Annotated in this window: 21 protein-coding genes; 11 read left to right on the top strand and 10 right to left on the bottom strand. The window is 62.2% G+C overall.

The features are described from left to right. Positions 1–2: 2 nt before the first annotated feature. The 3 genes from O4H53_RS03060 to O4H53_RS03050 all read right to left on the bottom strand — a co-directional run bounded on the left by O4H53_RS03060 (position 3) and on the right by O4H53_RS03050 (position 2,068). Complete coding sequence (locus O4H53_RS03060; RefSeq protein ID WP_269361308.1) at positions 3–1,064, bottom strand: hypothetical protein; 1,062 nt, start codon at positions 1,062–1,064, stop codon at positions 3–5. 14 nt (positions 1,065–1,078) lie between these two features. Beyond that, positions 1,079–1,549 carry a transcription elongation factor GreA gene (gene greA / locus O4H53_RS03055; protein WP_269361305.1) on the bottom strand — a complete coding sequence of 157 codons (471 nt, stop codon included), beginning with the start codon at positions 1,547–1,549 and terminating at the stop codon, positions 1,079–1,081. Between the two features lie 138 nt (positions 1,550–1,687). Further along, complete coding sequence (locus O4H53_RS03050) at positions 1,688–2,068, bottom strand: VOC family protein (protein WP_269361304.1); 381 nt, start codon at positions 2,066–2,068, stop codon at positions 1,688–1,690. An 82-nt stretch (positions 2,069–2,150) separates the two neighbouring features. Here O4H53_RS03050 and soxR point away from each other — a divergent pair, with 82 nt between their 5' ends. The 4 genes from soxR (at position 2,151) to O4H53_RS03030 (ending at position 7,195) form a co-directional block, all read left to right on the top strand. Continuing rightward, complete coding sequence (gene soxR, locus O4H53_RS03045; RefSeq protein WP_269361302.1) at positions 2,151–2,606, top strand: redox-sensitive transcriptional activator SoxR; 456 nt, start codon at positions 2,151–2,153, stop codon at positions 2,604–2,606. Positions 2,607–2,770: 164 nt separating this feature from the next. Beyond that, entirely contained in the window at positions 2,771–4,420 is a 1,650-nt protein-coding gene (locus tag O4H53_RS03040) for an electron transfer flavoprotein-ubiquinone oxidoreductase (protein WP_269361300.1), read from the top strand. Positions 4,421–4,578: 158 nt separating this feature from the next. Further along, positions 4,579–6,294, top strand: a complete 1,716-nt coding sequence (locus O4H53_RS03035) for a tetratricopeptide repeat protein (protein WP_269361299.1) — start codon at positions 4,579–4,581, stop codon at positions 6,292–6,294. A 7-nt stretch (positions 6,295–6,301) separates the two neighbouring features. Further along, positions 6,302–7,195, top strand: a complete 894-nt coding sequence (locus O4H53_RS03030) for a 4-(cytidine 5'-diphospho)-2-C-methyl-D-erythritol kinase (RefSeq protein ID WP_269361298.1) — start codon at positions 6,302–6,304, stop codon at positions 7,193–7,195. Here the strand turns inward: O4H53_RS03030 and O4H53_RS03025 are convergent. Further along, on the bottom strand, positions 7,188–8,186 hold the full coding sequence (locus tag O4H53_RS03025; RefSeq protein WP_269361297.1) for a polyprenyl synthetase family protein: 999 nt from the start codon (positions 8,184–8,186) through the stop codon (positions 7,188–7,190). The genes O4H53_RS03030 and O4H53_RS03025 overlap by 8 nt on opposite strands. A gap of 55 nt (positions 8,187–8,241) precedes the next feature. Here O4H53_RS03025 and O4H53_RS03020 point away from each other — a divergent pair, with 55 nt between their 5' ends. From O4H53_RS03020 to O4H53_RS03010, 3 genes are all read left to right on the top strand, one after another. Further along, complete coding sequence (locus O4H53_RS03020) at positions 8,242–8,457, top strand: putative signal transducing protein (protein ID WP_269361295.1); 216 nt, start codon at positions 8,242–8,244, stop codon at positions 8,455–8,457. Further along, complete coding sequence (locus O4H53_RS03015) at positions 8,454–9,206, top strand: tRNA1(Val) (adenine(37)-N6)-methyltransferase (RefSeq protein ID WP_269361292.1); 753 nt, start codon at positions 8,454–8,456, stop codon at positions 9,204–9,206. Before O4H53_RS03020 ends, O4H53_RS03015 begins: the two co-directional genes overlap by 4 nt. A gap of 110 nt (positions 9,207–9,316) precedes the next feature. Continuing rightward, positions 9,317–9,481, top strand: coding sequence for a YdcH family protein (locus tag O4H53_RS03010; RefSeq protein WP_269361291.1), 165 nt, complete (start codon positions 9,317–9,319; stop codon positions 9,479–9,481). A 10-nt stretch (positions 9,482–9,491) separates the two neighbouring features. Here the strand turns inward: O4H53_RS03010 and yddG are convergent, their stop codons facing one another. From yddG to O4H53_RS02985, 5 genes are all read right to left on the bottom strand, one after another. Next, complete coding sequence (gene yddG / locus O4H53_RS03005) at positions 9,492–10,358, bottom strand: aromatic amino acid exporter YddG (protein ID WP_269361289.1); 867 nt, start codon at positions 10,356–10,358, stop codon at positions 9,492–9,494. Next, positions 10,355–11,296: a transcriptional regulator GcvA gene (locus O4H53_RS03000; RefSeq protein WP_269361287.1), complete on the bottom strand. Its 942-nt coding sequence runs from the start codon at positions 11,294–11,296 to the stop codon at positions 10,355–10,357. The genes yddG and O4H53_RS03000 overlap by 4 nt, the downstream gene beginning before the upstream one ends. A gap of 851 nt (positions 11,297–12,147) precedes the next feature. Then, positions 12,148–12,870 carry an acetoacetyl-CoA reductase gene (phbB, locus tag O4H53_RS02995; RefSeq protein ID WP_269361285.1) on the bottom strand — a complete coding sequence of 241 codons (723 nt, stop codon included), beginning with the start codon at positions 12,868–12,870 and terminating at the stop codon, positions 12,148–12,150. A 367-nt stretch (positions 12,871–13,237) separates the two neighbouring features. Continuing rightward, positions 13,238–14,413: an acetyl-CoA C-acetyltransferase gene (locus O4H53_RS02990; RefSeq protein WP_269361283.1), complete on the bottom strand. Its 1,176-nt coding sequence runs from the start codon at positions 14,411–14,413 to the stop codon at positions 13,238–13,240. A gap of 131 nt (positions 14,414–14,544) precedes the next feature. Further along, positions 14,545–15,387: an EAL domain-containing protein gene (locus tag O4H53_RS02985; protein ID WP_269361281.1), complete on the bottom strand. Its 843-nt coding sequence runs from the start codon at positions 15,385–15,387 to the stop codon at positions 14,545–14,547. 104 nt (positions 15,388–15,491) lie between these two features. Between O4H53_RS02985 and O4H53_RS02980 the strand changes: the two genes are divergently transcribed. Both O4H53_RS02980 and rpsD read left to right on the top strand, forming a co-directional pair. Continuing rightward, positions 15,492–16,070 (top strand): DNA-3-methyladenine glycosylase I, encoded by a 579-nt coding sequence (locus tag O4H53_RS02980; protein ID WP_269361280.1) that lies wholly within the window; start codon positions 15,492–15,494, stop codon positions 16,068–16,070. Positions 16,071–16,288: 218 nt separating this feature from the next. Continuing rightward, positions 16,289–16,909: a 30S ribosomal protein S4 gene (gene rpsD, locus O4H53_RS02975; protein ID WP_114275193.1), complete on the top strand. Its 621-nt coding sequence runs from the start codon at positions 16,289–16,291 to the stop codon at positions 16,907–16,909. Positions 16,910–16,960: 51 nt separating this feature from the next. Here rpsD and O4H53_RS02970 read toward each other — a convergent pair whose 3' ends face one another. Continuing rightward, positions 16,961–17,293, bottom strand: coding sequence for a hypothetical protein (locus O4H53_RS02970; RefSeq protein ID WP_269361278.1), 333 nt, complete (start codon positions 17,291–17,293; stop codon positions 16,961–16,963). Between the two features lie 388 nt (positions 17,294–17,681). Between O4H53_RS02970 and O4H53_RS02965 the strand changes: the two genes are divergently transcribed. Beyond that, positions 17,682–18,113, top strand: coding sequence for an acyl-CoA thioesterase (locus tag O4H53_RS02965; RefSeq protein ID WP_240313051.1), 432 nt, complete (start codon positions 17,682–17,684; stop codon positions 18,111–18,113). A 59-nt stretch (positions 18,114–18,172) separates the two neighbouring features. Further along, entirely contained in the window at positions 18,173–19,591 is a 1,419-nt protein-coding gene (locus O4H53_RS02960) for a homospermidine synthase (RefSeq protein ID WP_269361275.1), read from the top strand. The last annotated feature ends 29 nt before the right edge of the window (positions 19,592–19,620 follow it).

Below are 19,620 nucleotides of genomic sequence, written 5' to 3'. Positions count from 1 at the left end.
GGTCAGTCAAACGTCCCCGCGCAGCGGCCCAGCAGCATGAAGGCCCGCGCGGTGCGGGTGTCGGCGAGGGCTGAAATCTCTCCGTCCGATGCCTGTTGCTCGAAGGCGGCGAAGGTCTTGTCAAAGCGACGCAGGAAGTGATGCGCGGCATCGCGAAAGATCGGGTCCTGCTTCATCCGTGCATTGCTCAGCGCCAGCGACGATCTGTCCCGGATGCCGCCCAGTGCCGCAATCGGACGGCCGCGCGCGCCCTGCGCGAATTGCCGCCAGACTTCGGGGCGCGCCCGGTCGGGGCGCAGGTCGTCCATATAGATGCCGTCCTGGCTGAGCAGGGTCAGCACATCCTGCGCGGCCTGGATCAGCTGTTTGGCAGCGCGGTCCTTCAAGGCCCGGCGCAGGGAGGCGAAGCCGGTCTCGTCCTCGGCGGTTTCGGGAAAATTGAGGGCGCGGATGAAGTCTTCGTTCGACAGAAGCGGCATCATGTCGCTGGCCTGGGTGCCCAGTGCCAGTGTCGGCTGGTCATCGACCTGTGGCGCGGGGGCAAGGGGGGCGAGGCGCATCCGCTCATCGCGGCGCGACTGAAAGGTCGCCAGCGCGGTTTCGGTCTTGCGGGCGGCGGCGGCGATTTCATCAAGTTTGCGCGCGACCGAGGGTTCGGTGCGCATATGCATGCCCTGCTGCTGCGCGATGTAGGACTGGCGGATCGCGTCGATGGCCGATTGCAGGCGCTGGCTTTCCTCGCGCATCACGCGGCTGGCGCGCGCCGCCGTCGCCGAAACCCAGATCATCGCAACCGGCATGAAGACTGCCAGCATGGTCATCAGAAACCGGAACCCGCCGGATTCCGCCTGCGTTTCCGGCTCGGAGCTGACAAATACAAAGAAAATACCGGCCCCCAGAAGCCAGACAGCACTCAGCGCGATGGCAATCACCTCGATCGAGGTGATCGCATCGGGCTTTGGCTTGTCGTAAATTCCCAAGGGGGTCACCCGGGGCGCCCTGGCCGCCGGTTTGGCGGTCTCGGACGTTTCGGTGCCGGCAGCGGATTCGGGCGCGTCAGTCATGCCGCAGCCCCCTGTCAGGCATAGACGATCTTGAGAACCTCATAGGATTTTTCGCCCCCTGGTGTGCGCACTTCGACCGAATCGCCTTCTTCCTTGCCGATGAGGGCGCGGGCGATGGGCGATTTGATGTTCAGCAGGCCATTCTCGATCTTGGCCTCGTACTCACCCACGATCTGATAGGTCTTTTCCTCGTCCGTGTCTTCGTCGACCAGTGTCACGGTTGCGCCGAACTTGATCGGGCCGGACATTTTCGCGGGGTCGATCACATCGGCGAGCGAGATCACGCCCTCAAGCTCCTTGATGCGGCCTTCGATGAAGGACTGCTTTTCCTTGGCGGAATGGTACTCGGCATTTTCCGACAGGTCGCCATGCTCGCGCGCTTCTGCAATCGCCTTGATGATGGCGGGGCGCTCAATGCTCTTCAGCTGCTTGAGTTCGGTTTCCAGTGCGGTGTGACCCGCGCGGGTCATCGGGATCTTTTCCATGGGCCGTCCGTCCACGTAAGGAGGGCCGCACCCCGGTTTGATACCGGGAGCGGCCTTGGTTGCTTTGCTTGGACTCCAAGTGACCCAAAGTTGCCGCCGATTGCAAGGGGGGCAGCGCAGGATCGGCGGCAGAGGGGATCAGTTGTAGGCCACGACCTCGTATTCGATGCCGTCATCGTCGTGGAAATAGAAACGCCGTCCGGGTTCGTAATCGGCGTGATTTCCGGTCTTGAACCCATGCGCCCTGATGGCGGTTTCGGTGCCGTCCAGATCGTCGACGACGACCGCGATATGGTTCAGGCCGGCGACACGGGTGTAACTGAAGGTCGCTTCGCTGGCCGGGGTGCCGGGGGTGTAAAGCGCCAGGTAATGATCGTCAGTGCCCACATGAACCGTATGCCCGCCCGCCATGGCATCGCCTTGCCAGCGGATGTGCCAGCCAAACAGCTTTTCCATCCATGCGGCGGTGGCGGCAGGGTCGGACACGGTGTAATTCGTATGTTCGAGGATCGCAGGCATCTGGGCCTCCTTTGTTGTTGATTTTTTCATCGTAATTGCTAAACCTCACTTTAGGTCAAGGTATTTTGCGGAGAAATTTCAGATGGCGGTAAATGACGGTTTGTCGATTGGGGCGCTGGCGGACCGGACCGGGCTGGCGGTCTCTGCCATCCGCTATTACGAGGCGCAGGGGCTGATCCGGCCCTGGCGCAATGCGGGCGGCCAGCGCAGGTTCGAAAGGGCGGATCTGCGGCGTCTGAGCTTTGTGATGATCGCGCAGCAATTCGGATTTACCCTGCCCCAGATCAAGGCGGAACTGGACCGGCTGCCGGGCGGGCGGACGCCGAACAAGGCCGATTGGGCCCAGATCAGCGCCGGTTTCAAGGCCGCGCTGGACCAGCGCATCGACACGATGACCAAGCTGCGCGAACGTCTGGACAGCTGCATCGGCTGTGGCTGCCTCAGCCTGGACAGCTGCGCGCTTTACAACCCTGCCGACAAGGCGGCGGATCGGGGACAGGGGCCGCGTTTCCTGATGGGCGACACGCCCGAAGGCTGATCCTGCGGCATCATGCCAGCGGAACCCGGTCGCCCGTAGGGCGCTTTCCCTTGCCTGCATGCGGTGACACGCCCGAAATTTCACCCCACGTCCGGATTGCAAAGGGGCTTGGCGTGGTTTAGCCAATTTCAAACCTTTTTAATTGCCTGGAGGGAGCGCCGAGCATGGCCGAGATCGAACGCGAAGCAATGGAATATGACGTGGTGATCGTGGGCGCGGGGCCTGCCGGTCTTTCCGCTGCGATCCGGCTCAAACAACTGGATGCCGACTGCAATGTCGTCGTGCTCGAAAAAGGTTCTGAAGTCGGGGCGCATATCCTGTCGGGCGCGGTGCTGGACCCTTGCGGGCTGGATGCGCTGATCCCCGACTGGAAGGAAAAGGGCGCGCCGATCACCGTACCGGTGAAGGAAGACAACTTTTACCTGCTGGGCGAGGCGGGCAAGCTGCGGGTGCCGAACTTCCCCATGCCGCCGCTGATGAACAACCACGGCAACTACATCGTTTCCATGGGCAATGTCTGCCGCTGGATGGCTGAACAGGCCGAGGAACTGGGCGTCGAGGTGTTTCCGGGCATGGCCTGTTCCGAGCTGGTGTTCGGTGACAACGGCGAAATCAAGGGCGTCGTCGCGGGGGAAATGGGCGTGGGGCCGGATGGCAAGCCCGGCCCCAGCTATGAGCCGGGCATGGAATTGCATGGCAAATACGTGTTCCTGTCCGAAGGCGTGCGCGGCAGCCTGTCAAAGCAGGTGATCGCCAAATACGGTCTGGACGAAGGCAAGGAGCCGCAGAAATACGGCCTGGGCATGAAGGAAATCTGGGAGATCGACCCCGCCAAGCACCGCGAAGGCACTGTGACACATACCATGGGCTGGCCGCTGGGCAAGAACGCGGGCGGCGGTTCTTTCATCTATCACCTTGATAACAATCAGGTCTATGTCGGCTTTGTGGTACATCTGGGCTATAAGAACCCGCATGTGTTTCCCTACATGGAATTCCAGCGCTTCAAGCATCACCCGATGGTCAAGGAGCTGCTGGAAGGCGGCAAGCGCGTGGCTTACGGCGCGCGGGCGATCACCGAGGGCGGCTATCAGTCGATGCCCAAGATGGTGGCACCGGGCGTGGCGCTGCTGGGCTGTTCCGTCGGCATGGTCAACGTGCCGCGCATCAAGGGCAACCACAATGCCATGCTCTCCGGCAAGGCAGCGGCGGAAGCAGCCTATGAGGCGATCTCGGCTGGCCGGTCTGGCGATGAGCTGACCGCCTATGAGGAGGACGTGCGCGGCGGTGCCATCGGTGCGGACCTCAAGAAAGTGCGCAACGTCAAGCCGCTGTGGTCCAAATTCGGCCTGACCACCTCCCTCGCGGTGGGCGGTTTCGACATGTGGTGCAACACCCTGGGCTTTTCGCTGCTGGGAACATTGGGACACGGCAAAACCGATGCGCAAGCCACTGAAAAGGCGTCCATGCACAAGCCCATCGACTATCCCAAGCCCGACGGCAAGCTCAGCTTTGACCGTCTGACCAACGTGGCGTTTTCCTTTACCAACCACGAGGAAAGCCAGCCTGCGCATCTGACGCTGAAAGACCCGGATGTCCCGGTCAAGGTCAACCTGCCTGAATACGCGGGGCCCTCGGCGCGGTATTGCCCGGCAGGGGTTTATGAATTTGTCATCGAAGACGGCAAGGACCCGCGTTTCGTGATCAACTTCCAGAACTGCGTGCATTGCAAGACCTGCGACATCAAGGACCCGACGCAGAACATCGTCTGGACCACGCCGCAGGGGGGCGACGGGCCGAACTATCCCAACATGTGATGCGAAATGACATGTGATGCGAAATGAGGCGGGGGTGACCCCGCCTTTTTCCTGTCCGCGCCACTTTGCTCACAGGTGCGTCATGGCGGGGCTGTGCCATTGCGCTTGGCGCTGGACCTGATAGCCTTTGGGAAAACAGAATTAGAGGCCGTTGCAAAATGATGAAACGAGTGCTGAGTGCGGTTGCCATTCTTGCGGCCAGCAGCGCCCTGACCCCGCCGGTACAGGCGCAATCGGTGGCGGGGGCCTATCTGGCGGGGCGGCATGCTGCTGTCAGCAGCGATTACGCAGAGGCCGCCCGGTATTACACCGAGGCGCTGAGCCATGATCCGACCAATGCCGAACTGATGGAAAGCGGGACGCTGTCCCTGTTGTCCCTGGGTGATGTGGAAAAGGCCGTGCCGCTGGCCCGTGCGCTTGAGGAAAAGAACCACCGCAGCCAGGTGGCCCGGCTTGTCCTGACCGCCGACATGGCCAAGCGGGGTGACTATGAGGGCCTGCTGGAACGGGGCGATGACGCAACCGGGATCGGCCCCTGGGTCGACGGGCTGGTCAAGGCCTGGGCGCATATGGGTGTGGGCGACGTGACCTCGGCCATGACGGCGTTTGATACGCTTGGCGAAGAACCGGGGATGCAGGGGCTGGTGATGTATCACAAGGCCCTCGCACTGGCGAGCGTCGGCGATTACGAAGGTGCCGCAGACATATTCGGCGAGGGCCTGGTGGGCGCTGCCGGTCAGACCCGCCGGGGTGTCATGGCCCATGCCGAAATCCTGGCGCAACTCGACCGGCAGGACGAGGCGCTGACACTGATCCGCACCAGCTTTGGCACTGGGACCGACCCCGAACTTGATATGCTGACAGCGGCGCTTGCGGCGGGGGAACCGGTGCCTTTCACCCATGTGCCGGATCCCCTGGCCGGGATGGCCGAGGTGTTCTATACCTTTGCGGCGGTCCTGAAGAACGAGAATACCGGCGATTACTATGTGCTGCTCTATTCCCGTGTCGCACGATACCTGCGGCCCGATCACATGGATGCGCTGCTGCTGACCGCGGAATTGCTGGAAAACCTTGGCCAGTACCAACTGGCCATCGACGAATTCGCCGCGGTGCCTGCGGACAACCCCACCTATCATGCTGCCGAACTGGGCCGCGCAGGCGCTTTGCGCCGATCCGGCAAGGACGATCAGGCGATTGAGGTGCTGACCCAGCTGGCGCGCAGCCACGGCGATCTGGCGGTGGTACATTCGACCCTGGGTGACCTGCTGCGCGGGCGCGAAGACTGGGCCGGTGCGATTGCCGCCTATGACCGCGCCATTGAACGGGTGCCACAAGACAACCGCATGCGCTGGGTGCTCTTCTATTCCCGTGGCATCGCCTATGAGCGCTCCGGCGACATGGCCGCCTCCGAAACGGATTTCCGTGCCGCGCTGGCGATCAATCCCGAACAGCCGCAGGTGTTGAACTACCTCGGTTATTCGCTGGTCGAACAGCAGCGTGACCTGGACGAGGCGCTGGACATGATCGAACGCGCTGTCGCGGCCAGCCCTGATTCCGGTTACATCGTGGATTCGCTGGGCTGGGTGCTTTATCGGCTTGGCCGTTACGAGGAGGCGGTGGATCAGATGGAGCGCGCGGTGGAGCTCCTGGCGGTCGATCCGGTGATCAACGATCACCTTGGCGATGTCTATTGGGCTGTCGGGCGCAAACGTGAAGCGGAGTTCCAGTGGCGCCGGGCGATTTCCTTTGTCGACCCCGAGGATACCGACGGCGAGGCGGACCCCGAAAGGATGCGCCGCAAGCTTGAGGTTGGTCTGGACGCGGTGCTGGAGGAAGAAGGCGCCGAACCGTTGAAAACCAGCAGCGACATCTGAGCGGCCGGTGGCTGACGTACCGCTGCGCGTGCGGGTCCGCGCGCCTGCGAAAATCAACCTGACACTGCATGTCACCGGTCAACGCCCCGACGGATATCACCTGCTGGATTCGCTGGTGGTCTTTGCCGATGTGGGTGACAGGCTGGAACTGACCACGGGCACATCGCTTTCGCTGACCATTTCCGGCCCGGAAGGCGGCGGGTTGCAGGGTGGTGGCGACAACCTGGTGCTGCGGGCGGCAGCTCTGATGCAGGGGACGCCCACCGGCAGATTCAGGCTGGAAAAGAACCTGCCGGTTTCCTCCGGTATCGGGGGCGGCTCCGCCGATGCCGCGGCGGTGGTGCGGGCATTGCTTGCCAGCCGGGGAACGGGTGCGGTTCCGGCGGATCTGGCCGACCGGTTACTGGCATTGGGCGCTGACATTCCGGTGTGCCTGTCGTGTCGTCCCAGCCGGATGCGCGGGGTCGGAGAGGACCTGACACCGGTGCCGGGCCTGCCCGGACTACATGCGGTTCTGGCAAACCCCCGCGTGGCCCTGTCCACACCATCGGTGTTCAAGGCGCTGGAACAGCGTGGGAATCCGGAAATGCCGGATCATTTGCCAGACTTCCATACAGCCAACGACCTGATCGCCTGGCTGAAGGATCAGCGCAATGACCTGCAAGCACCTGCCGTGTCCCTGGCACCGGTGATCCAGGATGCGCTGGAAACCCTCAGGGCCTCGGCAGGTTGCCTGCTGGCGCGGATGTCGGGATCGGGGGCCACCTGTTTCGGGCTCTACGAGACTGCCGCAAGGGCCAAATCGGCTGCCGCGTGGCTGTCGGACGTGCGGCCGCACTGGTGGGTTACCTCAACGCAACTGGGCGACATGCAGGCGCTTTGCCAGCCGCGGATCAGCTGATTCTGCTGACCACGTAATCCGCAAGATCAATCAGCATGGATTTCACCGGATGGTCGGGCAGGGGGGCAAGCGCCGCCTTGGCCTGTTCCGCCCAGCCCATGGCATCCTCCTGCGTGTCCGACAGGGCGCCGTGGCGCTGCAAAAGGTCCAGCGCGGTCTCAAGATCGCCGTCTTCCTGGCGTCCCTTCTCGATGGTGCGCACCCAGAAAGCGCGTTCTTCGGCATCGGCACGGGTCACTGCCTTGATCACCGGCAGGGTCAGCTTGCGCTCGCGGAAATCGTCGCCCACGTTCTTGCCTGTGGCATCGGCCTGGCCGCGATAGTCCAGCAGGTCATCGACAATCTGGAAGGCCACGCCCAAAGCATCGCCATAATCGAACAGCGCCTTGACGTGCTCCTCGGGTGCATCGGCGATCACGCCGCCGACCTCTGTGGCGGCAGAGAAGAGCGCGGCGGTCTTGCCCCGGACCACTTGCAGATAGACGCTTTCGTCGGTTGCCAGGTTTTGCGCTGCGGTCAGTTGCAGCACTTCCCCCTCCGCGATGGTGGCCGCGGCATTCGACAGGATCCTCATCACCCGCATGGAGCCCGGTTCGGTCATCAACTGGAAGGACCGCGCAAACAGATAGTCGCCCACCAGCACCGATGACTGGTTGTCCCACAACAGGTTGGCCGTGGGCCGCCCGCGCCGCTGGGCGCTTTCGTCGACCACATCGTCATGCAGCAGTGTGGCGGTGTGGATGAACTCCACCGTCGCTGCGAGGTGGACATGGTAGGGGCCTTCATAGCCGCACATGCGCGCCGCCGCGAGGGTCAGCATGGGGCGCAGGCGCTTGCCGCCCGCCTCGACCAGATGCGCCGTGACCTCGGGGATGCGCGGCGCATGTTTCGACGCCATCCGCTCGCGGATCAGCGCACCAACGGCGGCCATATCCTCGGTCAGATAGGCGGCGAGCCTTTCGTGCGGCTTGGCCTTTGTCGCGACATTCATGGCATGGCCCCACCCAAGGCTCGACAAACGGGCACGCTTGCCCCAAATCAATCTGATGAAGGAACTTTTGCGCAGCACCGACATGACGATCATCGCCTTTGCCACGGCCCTTCTCAGGGGCGAGGATATAGCCTGCTTCGAGATGGACGTAAATATGAGCGTGCTGGAAGGCGGCATCGGAATTTTTCCGCGCCGGCTGATGGTGCATCCCGATGACCATGACGCCGCCTGCCAGGTGATGCGCGATAACGGGATCCCGCTGGGCTTGTGAGCGGGTCGGGTGACAGCGATCTGACCCATGACGCCTTTCTGGGCGGCAGGCTGCACCTGTGGCAGCCGCGACAGGGCTACCGCGCCGGGGTGGATGCGGTGCTGCTGGCCGCCTCTGTGCAGGCCCGGCCCGGCCAGCGCGTGCTGGATCTGGGGTGCGGTGTGGGTGCTGCGATCTTATGCCTGAATTCAAGGGTTTCCGGCCTGGCGCTGACGGGTGTGGAGCTCCATCCGCCGATGGCGGATCTGGCCCGGCGCAACGGAGGCGAGGCGCTGGAGGTGTTCACAGCCGACCTTGCCAGGCTGCCGCAGGCCCTGCGTGAACGCCAGTTCGACCACGTGCTGGCCAATCCGCCCTATTATGATCGCGCGGCCTCTGTCCGGTCCGACGATCCGGCGCGTGAGGCGGCGCACGGTGAGGGAGTGCCGCTGGCCACATGGGTCAGGGTTGCGGCGAAACGTCTCGCCCCCAAGGGGCAGGCCCATTTCATTCACCGGGTCGAGCGCCTGCCCGACCTGATCCGCGCCCTGCCGGATGACCTTGGCTCTGTCGAGGTGCTGCCGCTTGCCGCCCGGCCGGGGCGTGCCCCTGACCGCGTGATATTGCGGGCGCGCAAGAGCGGGCGGGCGGCATTCCGCCTGCACCCCGCACTCGCACTGCATGCAGGGGCGCATCACGAAAGTGACGCAAAAGACTATGTGCCGGCGGTTGACGCCGTGCTCCGCGCCGGGGCCGCGCTGAAGTTTTAGGCCGCGTTAGGCAATCTTTTACTACTTTAGCGATTATGCTGCGAGGCAGCGTGACAGAAACATCGTTCTGTGATCCACTCGAAGGGTTAGCTCATCATATGGAGGATTATATGGCTTTTGACGCACATCTGGAGACTCTGAGAAGGAAACATCAGGCGATGAGCGAAGCGGTGGAGACGGCCCAACGCTCCCCTGGAGTTGATGATCTGGAAGTTGCTACAATGAAAAAAGAAAAACTGCGCCTCAAGGAAGAAATTGCGCGCCTTTCGGCGTAGGTCTGCGGACCTAACGCTTTCTCATGCTGGTATAGGCGGCAATACCTGCGCCGCCAGTGATCAGTAAGGCCGCCCACAGCAACGTGAGACTGGGGGCGGCGACCCCGGCGAGTACAAGCACCAATGTAGACAGAAGCGGTGCCGCGTAAGAGCTTGTTCCCAATAGCTGTATGTCGCCGTGTTTCACACCGATATCCCACACAAAGAACGCCAGCCCGACCGGACCAAGGCCAAGGCCGAGAATCGCCGCCCAGCCCAATGCGGTGGCGGGCAGAATCGTCTGCTCGAACAAAAGATGCAGGGGCAGGGACAGGGCCGCCGCCGCGAGGCAGAAGACGGTCACGGAGACGGTCGGCGCATTGCCCACCAGCCGTGACAGAACCGAATAGCTGGACCAGGTCAGCGCGCAGAGCAGGGCCAGCAAATAGCCCGGCAGGTTTTCCGACGAAAACCCCAGACCGCCCCCGGCGATGATCAGGGCTGCGCCTGCAAATCCCAACGCGGCCCCCAGCATATGGCCGCCGCGAAGCCGTTCGCCCGGCAGCAACCCCGAGAAGATCACGATAAGAAGCGGCCAGAGATAGGCGATCAGCCCCGCTTCGGCCGCAGGTGCCAGGCGCAGGGCCGAGAAATAGAGCGCGTGATAGCCGAACAGCCCCAGGGTGCCAAAGACATAGACCCGCAGCGGCACCCGCCGTAATGCGCCAAGCGAACCGGTCGCACAGGCCCAGATCAGCCCAAGCGTCCCGCCGATAGCAAAGCACAATGTGTTGAGCAGGAGGGGCGGTGTAGGTGCCGATCCGACGGTAAAAAGCGCCAGCAGCGCCCAGAGAAGCACGGCGATGAAACCGATGGCGGTGGCGGCCTTGCCTGTCATGATGGGGATGCCCTGTTCAACACGGTCATTGCGTCGGCGATATGTGCAGTCTTGTCAATCTCCCGCAGCATCCAGTCCCGGAAGGCCGCAATCTGGGGGCGGTCCTCCGCCCCTTCGGGGCAAATGAAGGTAAACCTTGCCCCGGTCGGCAGGGCGGTTTTGTACGGCGCGATCAGGCGGCCCTCTGCCAGGTCCTTGATCACCAATGCGCGGCGCCCCAGCACAACGCCGATTCCCGCAAGGGCAGCATCCACCGCGTGATCGGCCTGCGAAAACCGCGGGCCCGCCGGCTTGAGCGGGGGCAAGCCCAATGCGGCGGACCATGCGGCCCAATCGGCGGGCGGGGCGAGAAAATCCATCGATTCATCGGTGATCAGCACCGCGTTGCGCAGATCGGCAGGCTCGGGGTATCGGGCGGCCAGTTCGGGCACCATCACCGGCGTTACCCATTCCTCTGCCAGCGGCAGGGCATAAAGGCCGGGGTAGGGGCCAAGGCCAAAGCGCACCGCCACATCCACATCGTCGCGGGCAAAGTCCACCAGATGCAGGGAGGCCGAGAACCGCAGTTCGATGTCGGGATGTTCCTGCGCAAAGTCGAAAAGCCGGGGGGCAAGCCATTTGGCGGTAAAGGCAGGCCCCGCTGTCACGGTCAGTGACTGATGGTCCTGGGTGCGCTGGGCCGCGCGCCAGCCCCGGGTCAGAATTTCAAAACCACTCCGGGCATCCGGCGCGAGCGCGCGCCCGGCTTCGGTCAGTTCCACCATGCGGTTCAGACGCCGGAACAGGGGGGTGCCAAGGTGTTCTTCCAGCGACTTGATCTGAAAGCTTAACGCGGCAGGGGTGACGTTCAGTTCCGCTGCCGCCCTGGCAAAGGACATGTGACGCGCAGCGGCATCAAAGGCGCGCAGGGCGGTGAGAGGGGGAAGGCGACCTACCATTCTCAGTTAAGTATACTTTAACTGACGGATTGAAAAGTCTCGTTTGTAAGCACCGTTGCAAAGGCCCAGATTGGGTTCAGGTCAAAAACACTAAAGCGCCCCGCCTTAAACTTGTATAGCCGATACCCTGCCGCGCTTCGCGCTCCTGGGACATCGGCGATACGGAATGTATCAGGTGAAAGGCGGGACGCTGTAAAACGATCACAAGGATTGATCCGATGATTGAAGCCACAACAAACGCCGCAGCCCGCAACGCCATCCACAAGGCACATCGTGCGCGTGGGGCTGCTGTCAACGCCTTTTGGGGTTGGTTGTTTCCCCGTTCCAGCCGCTAAAGCGTCCGATCTTTAACCTGAAGTATCCAGCGACATGAATGCCCCGGGAGCGCCGCAGGCGCTCATGTCTCTGGTTTAAGGTCGGGCGTTCTAAGGGCGGCGGATCGGGCTTTCCCAGCCCGTACCAGCAAAAAGGCCGGCTCGAAGGAGCCGGCCTCAGATAGCTGACAAACCCGGAAACGGCTGCCGCCGGAGGTAAATCGTTCTTCTGCGCTCGGCGTTACGTTTTCGAACGAAGGGCCGCGCCCGAGCCTGGGAGGGCGCATTGAGACGCGCATTCGGAGCGCTTCCCTTACAAATATCAATGTTGTCAGTGTGATACGAGAAGTCACCAAAAGCGCCCTCCCGGGGGGAGGGTCGGGCGCGGCCCGGGCTTTCAGCCCGCGCCAAGGGTTGTGGCTGGCGTCGTGGAAGAACGATTTCGTTGTTTCGGGGGGGCGGGTGCAGGAACGTGCTTTTTCAGCAGCCTCAGGCCGGCTCGAAGGAGCCGGCCTTTGATTGTCTCAACTGCTGCAATCAGACAAAGAATTGCGCGCCATTGGCCGAGATGGTGGAGCCGTTGATGAAACCTGCATCATCCGAGACCAGGAATTTGACGGCGCGGGCAATTTCCTCCGGCTCGCCCAGACGGCCCGCCGGGATCTGCGCGATGATCGATTCGCGGACCTTCTCAGGCACGGCCATGACCATATCCGTGCCGATGTAGCCCGGGCAGATCGCATTCGCGGTGATGTTCGCCCGCGCACCTTCCTGCGCCAGCGATTTCACGATCCCCAGATCGCCGGCCTTGGTTGCGGCATAGTTGACCTGCGCAAACTGCCCCTTTTGTCCGTTGATCGAGGAGATCACCACAATGCGCCCGAACTTGCGTTCGCGCATGCCCGGCCAGATCGGGTGAATGGTGTTGAACACGCCTGTCAGGTTGGTGTCGATCACCTGGTGCCATTGTTCCGGCGTCATCTTGTGAAAGGGTGCGTCACGGGTGATGCCCGCATTGGCGACGACCACTTCGACCGGTCCCAGGTCCGATTCGACCTGTGCTATGCCATTCTTGGAGGACTCGTAGTCGGCAACGTTCCACTTGTAGGTCTTGATCCCGGTTTCCTTGGTGAATTCGGCAGCGGCTTCATCATTGCCGGCATAGGTGGCGGCAACGGAATAGCCTGCATCCTTCAGTTCTTTCGAGATGGCGGCGCCGATCCCACGGCTCCCTCCGGTTACAAGTGCGACACGGGACATTTAGTTTCCTCCAGTAATGATATTTCGAAATGCATCTATCAGACGCAACTTTATTGCTACCACATCCGGTTTATGCGGCTTGTTCAAGCTTGGCAACACCGAAGCGAGCTTGGCGGTTCAATTTGTCGATTCTACTATATGGGGAGAGAACTTGAGCCACCCAATTCAGCGTTTTCGCGGCATCGGCGCAGTCTTGCCCGGGCTGCGCGCCTGATCTGCCGCGGCGCAGGGTTCGGTGACATGTTGCGGGGAAAAGCCGTCCCTCCCGCCACCTCAGCAGACCAGCGTTCGAAACAGGAGGGCGGGGAAGTGCAGGCATCAGCGCGCTGCAACGCGGCCCCGTGAAAGGGCCGCGTTGCCAATCAGATCAAGGGCGCTCAAGGCACATGGCAACGCCCATGCCGCCGCCGATGCACAATGTTGCCAGGCCCTTTTTCGCGCCGCGGCGTTTCATCTCGAACAACAGGGTGTTCAGGATCCGCGCGCCGGAGGCCCCGATGGGGTGGCCGATGGCGATGGCACCGCCGTTGACGTTCACGATGGCCGGGTCCCAGCCCATGTCCTTGTTCACCGCGCAGGCCTGGGCGGCAAAGGCTTCGTTGGCCTCGACCAGGTCCAGGTCTTCAGCTTTCCAGCCGGCCTTTTCCAGTGCCTTGCGGCTGGCATAGATCGGGCCGACGCCCATGATCGACGGGTCCAGACCGGCAGTGGCATAGGATGCGATCCGTGCCAGCGGTTCGATGCCGCGTTTCTCGGCTTCGTCCGCGCTCATCAGCAGGGCGCCGGCGGCACCGTCATTGAGGCCGGAGGCGTTGGCGGCGGTTACGGAGCCGTCCTTGGTAAAGGCGGGGCGCAGTTTCTGCATGGCTTCGATGGTGGCGCCGTGGCGGATGTATTCATCCTGATCCACAATCGTTTCGCCCTTCCGGCCCTTCACGGTGTAGGCGACGATTTCGTCGGCAAACTTGCCGGCCTTCTGCGCGGCTTCGGCCTTGTTCTGGGAGGCGACCGCGAATTCGTCCTGCTGGTCGCGGCTGATCTGCCATTTTTCGGCAACGTTTTCGGCGGTCTGACCCATGTGGTAGCCGTTGAAGGCATCCCAAAGACCATCGCGGATCATCGTGTCGATGAATTGCAGGTCGCCCATTTTCTGGCCCGCGCGCAGGTTTTGCGCATGGGGCGACATGGTCATGTTCTCCTGGCCACCGGCGGCCACGATGGCGGCATCACCCAGCTGGATGTGCTGTGCGCCAAGGGCCACGGCCCGCAGGCCGGAGCCGCAAACCTGGTTGATGGACCATGCGGCGGATTCGATCGGCAGGCCCGCGTTGATATGGGCCTGACGCGCAGGGTTCTGGCCCTGTGCAGCGGTCAGTACCTGGCCCAGGATCGTTTCGGACACATCGGCGGCATCCACGCCCGCGCGGGCAACGAGTTCACGCAAGACGGCAGCGCCCAGATCGTGGGCAGGGATATTGGCGAAGGAGCCTCCAAAGCTGCCCACTGGGGTGCGCGCGGCGGATGCAATGACGACGTTGGTCATGAGATAGCGTTCCTCTTCATGTTCGACAGAAGAGTCTCGCCGCGGTGAAGGGGTGAATACCGCGACTCCTCTGCCCTCTGGCTTGTCATATCCCAAGGACAGGGGCGCGGCAACTGAGTGGCGCAGGTAGGTTACCGGGCCGAAGACTGCGCTGCAGGTTTCAGCCAGTCGGGCTGCGTGGTGGGCGCGCCGAAAAAATAGCCCTGCAAACAATCCACGCCAAGGGCAGCGGCGGCCGCGGCGTCCTGTTCGTTTTCCACACATTCGGCGATGGTGAGCATGTCAAAATGCTGCGCAATGGAAACCATGGCACCGGTCAGGGCGCGGTTGTCCGCATCCCGTGCGATGCCGCGGATGAACTGGCCGTCGATCTTGATCACGTCAAAGAGGAAATCCTTGAAATAGCGGATGGCGGTCTGGCCTGCGCCAAAGTCATCAAGGGCAAAGCAGATTCCCTTGGGTTGCAGTTCATCCATCAGGTCGACCACCAGTTCCGGCACGGTCATGGCAGAGCTTTCGGTGATTTCCAGGATCAGCCGTTCGCCCAGCATCGGGTTGCGGTTGAGGGCGCGGTGCAGCAATTGCTTCCAGGCCTTGTACCCGATGGAGCGGGCAGACATGTTGATCGAAAGGCGCAGGGCCGGATGCCGTTGCAGGGCGGTCAGCCCCATCCGCAGGGCAATGACGTCAATCTCGCGCCCCAGATCGGTGTCTTCGATCACCGGCATGAATTCGCGCGCCGGAATCACGCGACCGGTGGCGTCCAGCACCCGGATCAACCCCTCGTAAAAGGCCCGGGTGCCGGGCGCGCGCGCGGAGACGACAGGCTGATAGGCCAGCATGGTTTCCTTGTGCGTTATGGCATCACGGACCATGGCAAGCGTATTGCGGTCGCGCGCGGCGACGGCATGGGTCAGTGGATTGACGGCATCTGCGGGCACATCGGCCCATTTCTGTTTTTGTCTGGCATTCACGGCATGTACTTTCCCACGGTGCTGCGCCACCTTGGCGTCCAAAGTGATAACGGCGCTTTAAGGAACGAATTTGCTTCGAATTTTTCCTGCGCAGAGGAGGGGCCATGCAGCGGTGCGGATGGGCCGGGACCGACCCGGTATATATGGACTACCACGACAGGGAATGGGGGGTGCCAGAATATGACAGCCGGGCCTTGTGGGAAAAGCTGATCCTGGATGGATTCCAGGCCGGGCTGAGCTGGATCACCATCCTCAGGAAGCGGGACAATTTCCGCAGGGCGTTTGCCGGGTTCGATCCCAATGAAATCGCAACCTGGGGAGAGGCGGAGGTGGCCAGGCTGGTCGCAGATCCGGGGATCATCCGTCACCGGGGCAAGATCGAGGCGGCGATTGCAAATGCCCGCGCCTGGCAAGAGGTGGAGGCCCGCGAAGGTTTTGATACTTTCATGTGGCGCTATGTGGACGGTGTGCCATTGCAGAACCGGTTTGCGACACAGGCCGACGTGCCCCCGCAGACCGTGCTGTCACAGCAGGTGTCGAAGGATCTGAAGAAGGAAGGTTTCAAGTTCTGCGGCCCCACCATCGTCTATGCCTGGATGGAGGCCTGCGGGTTGGTCAACGATCATATCGTGACCTGTCACCGGCACGCGGCATGTGCGGAAATGGGGCGTTCAGGCGCTTGAGGCCCGACGGGTGGATACCAGCGGCCAAAGACGGTTCTGGCGTCGGATCCGCGCGGTCTGCCGGAATCGGGAATTCTTGCATTGACTCCCCGTGGCACCCCCGTATAAGCGCGGCTTCATTGGTGTTGGTGGCCCCCGCAAGGGGATGCCTGTCGGGGTGCAAGCCCAAAGGACAACGCCCTTTACCGCCCCTCGGGGCCACATAAAGGAGAACAGCCGTGACAAAACGCACCGCTGCCAAGCACAAGATCGACCGCCGCATGGGCGAAAACATCTGGGGCCGTCCGAAATCCCCGGTAAACCGCCGCGAATACGGCCCCGGCCAGCACGGCCAGCGCCGCAAGGGCAAACTGTCCGATTTCGGCATTCAGCTGCGCGCCAAGCAGAAGCTGAAAGGCTACTACGGCGACCTGACCGAGAAACAATTCCGCCGCATCTATGGTGAAGCAGAGCGTGTCAAAGGCGACACCGGTGAAAACCTGATCGGCCTGCTGGAACGTCGCCTGGACGCGGTTGTCTACCGTGCCAAGTTCGTCGCAACCGTATTTGCCGCGCGCCAGTTCGTGAACCACGGCCATGTCCGCGTGAACGGCAAGAAAGTGAACATCCCCTCCTACCGCGTGAAAGAGGGTGACGTGATCGAAGTGCGTGACCGTTCCAAGCAAATGGTTGCCCTGCTGGAAGCGACACAATTGGCCGAGCGTGACGTGCCCGATTACATCGAAGCCGATCACTCCAAGATGACAGCGACATTCGTGCGCACACCGGGTCTGGGCGATGTGCCCTATCCGGTGATGATGGAACCGAACCTGGTCGTGGAATTCTACGCGAAGAACTAAGGTTTTTCGCCATCCTGTCTGGAAAGGCCGTACCGCAGGGTGCGGCCTTTTTCATGCGGAATCGGGTGCGAGATACCTGCTGCCGCTGAAGAATATGTTGTTCTTGCGCCTGATGCGCACGCCGCTGCGGTCCAGGCGATAGCCGCCTTCCTCCATGATCTGGCGCACCATATGGCCGATCATCTGCCTGATCTGATGATCCCTGACCTGGTTGCCGAAGGCTTGTACAAGCGCGGGGGAGAGCGGTTCGATGGCCGGACGGCCGAGATAGGTTGCCGTTTCCATGCGCAGGCGGTTTTCGGGCTGCCTGAGAAAATCCCAGAGCGCTGCACCGTCCTGCAGATGAAAGGCGCGCTCGAACTTGTCTGGTCTGTAGGTCAGCATTCCCGGCCGCCTCCTCCGCGATCTGCAAATCAAGACATGTCATTTTTGACATGTCTTGATTTGCGTAGCGGGGGAAGGTGAAGGCGGGGTTAACGGGACCCTTGGGCAAAACCGCCGGCAATGTTGGCAGGTTGAAGAGCGCGGCCTGGGAGCACGTGTGGCGGAAATTTCAAACAGCATCCCGGAAAGGTTCAGCCGTAACACATCCTGTCTGGCTGATTTGCCGTGCTCCTTGAGGGTCCCTAAGCCTCGGCTCGGCGTCACCTGTGCAGGACTACAAATCAAGACATGTCATTTTTGACATGTCTTGATTTGTATTTGGGAAATGTATCTGGGAAAGCGGCCTCTGCCAGTGTACCACCATCCCCCAACGCAGGAGGAGACGCCCATGCAAGTTCCGTTCAAGACCACCCGCATGCTGAATTTCGGCGATTGCGACATCTCTGGCACCGCCTATTTCCCCTCCTACCTGAATATTCTCAACGGCGTGAACGAGGAATTCTGGCTTCACCTCGGCTGGCCCTGGCACAAGATCATCTGGGAAGACCGCTGGGGCACGCCCACGGTGCATCTGTCCTCCGACTTTTCCAGCCCCTCCTTTTTCGGCGAGGAACTGACCTTTGAGGTGCATGTGAAAAAGGTCGGGCGCTCTTCGGTGACCATGTACCACGAGATCAGCTGCAAGGGCGAAAAGCGCTGGTCCAGCACCCAGGTCCTGGCCGCATCGGACCTCGACAAACATATCTCGATCCCCTGGCCCGCCGATGTGAAAGCCGCACTCGAAGCCTGTCTGGTCAACGACACACCGGCACAGGATTGACCCTGTAGCCTGCCTCATGCATCAGCGGGGGCAACCCGTGACAAAGTGAGGTACGCCACATGACCGCATATCCAACCTATGGCCGCATCGACGGTCCAATCGTGATCATCGGCTTCGGCTCGATCGGGCGCGGCACGCTGCCGCTGATCGAACGTCATTTCGACTATGACGCGGATCAGCTTGTGGTGATCGAACCTGATACGGGCGTGCATACCTTTCTGGGCCAGCGCAAGATTCGCCATATCGCGGAAAAGGTCACGCGCGACAATTATCGCGATCTGCTTGGGGGGCTTTTCAAGGACGGCAAGGGGTTCTGCGTGAATCTCAGCGTGGATACCTCCAGCCTTGATATCATGAAGCTGTGCCGCGAGTTGGGCGTGCTCTATATCGACACGGTGGTGGAGCCCTGGGAGGGGTTCTATTTCGAAACCCAGAACAATGCGGAACGCACCAATTACGCCCTGCGCCAGAAGGTGCGGGACGAGGCGGCGGCCAACCCCGGCGGGACAACGGCGGTGTCCTGCTGCGGGGCCAACCCCGGCATGGTCAGCTGGTTCGTGAAAGAGGCGCTGCTGACCCTGGCACAGGATACGGGCAGGCAGGTGACCACCCCCGAAACCCGCGAGGGCTGGGCGACACTGATGCAGTCGCTGGGCGTCAAGGGCGTGCATATCGCCGAACGCGACACCCAGGCCCGCCGCATTCCCCGCCCGCGCGGCACCTTCGTCAACACCTGGTCGGTGGAGGGGTTCATCTCCGAAGGGTTCCAGCCTGCCGAACTGGGCTGGGGCACGCACGAGACCTGGATGCCGGAGAATGCCCATAGCTATGACACCGGCTGCCAGGCGGCAATCTGGTTCGAGCGTCCGGGTGCCATCACCCGGGTGCACACCTGGTGCCCCACGCCCGGTCCGCAGTTCGGCTTTCTGGTGACCCATAACGAGGCGGTGTCGATCTCGGACTATTACACCGTCGGCGCGGCCGGGAACCCCGATTACCGCCCGACCTGTCATTATGCCTATCACCCGTCCGACGACGCGGTGCTCTCCCTGCACGAGATGTTCGGTTCCGGCGTGACCCAGACCAAACACCACATCATGGAACCCGATGAGATCAGCGAAGGCATCGACGAGCTGGGTGTGCTGCTTTACGGGCATGAAAAGAACGCGCTTTGGTATGGCTCACGCCTGAGCAACGCAGAGGCGGTCGAACTGGCCCCCTACCAGAATGCCACCGGCCTTCAGGTGACCTCTGCCGTGCTGGCGGGCATGGTCTGGGCGCTGGAAAACCCGACCGCCGGGATTGTCGAAACCGACGAGATGGATCATGCCCGCTGCCTTGAGGTGCAACGCCCCTACCTGGGCCCGGTAGAGGCGCATTATACCGACTGGACGCCGCTGCAGAACCGCTGGGAGCTGTTCCCCGAGGACATCGACGAAAGCGATCCCTGGCTTTTCCGCAACGTGCTGGCCAGTTGACGAAACCGGTGGTGCCGCCCCGCGGGGGC

This window comes from Sulfitobacter sp. G21635-S1 (assembly GCF_027213915.1).
Taxonomy (GTDB): Bacteria; Pseudomonadota; Alphaproteobacteria; order Rhodobacterales; family Rhodobacteraceae; genus Sulfitobacter.
This window is presented reverse-complemented; position numbering and strand designations above follow the sequence as displayed.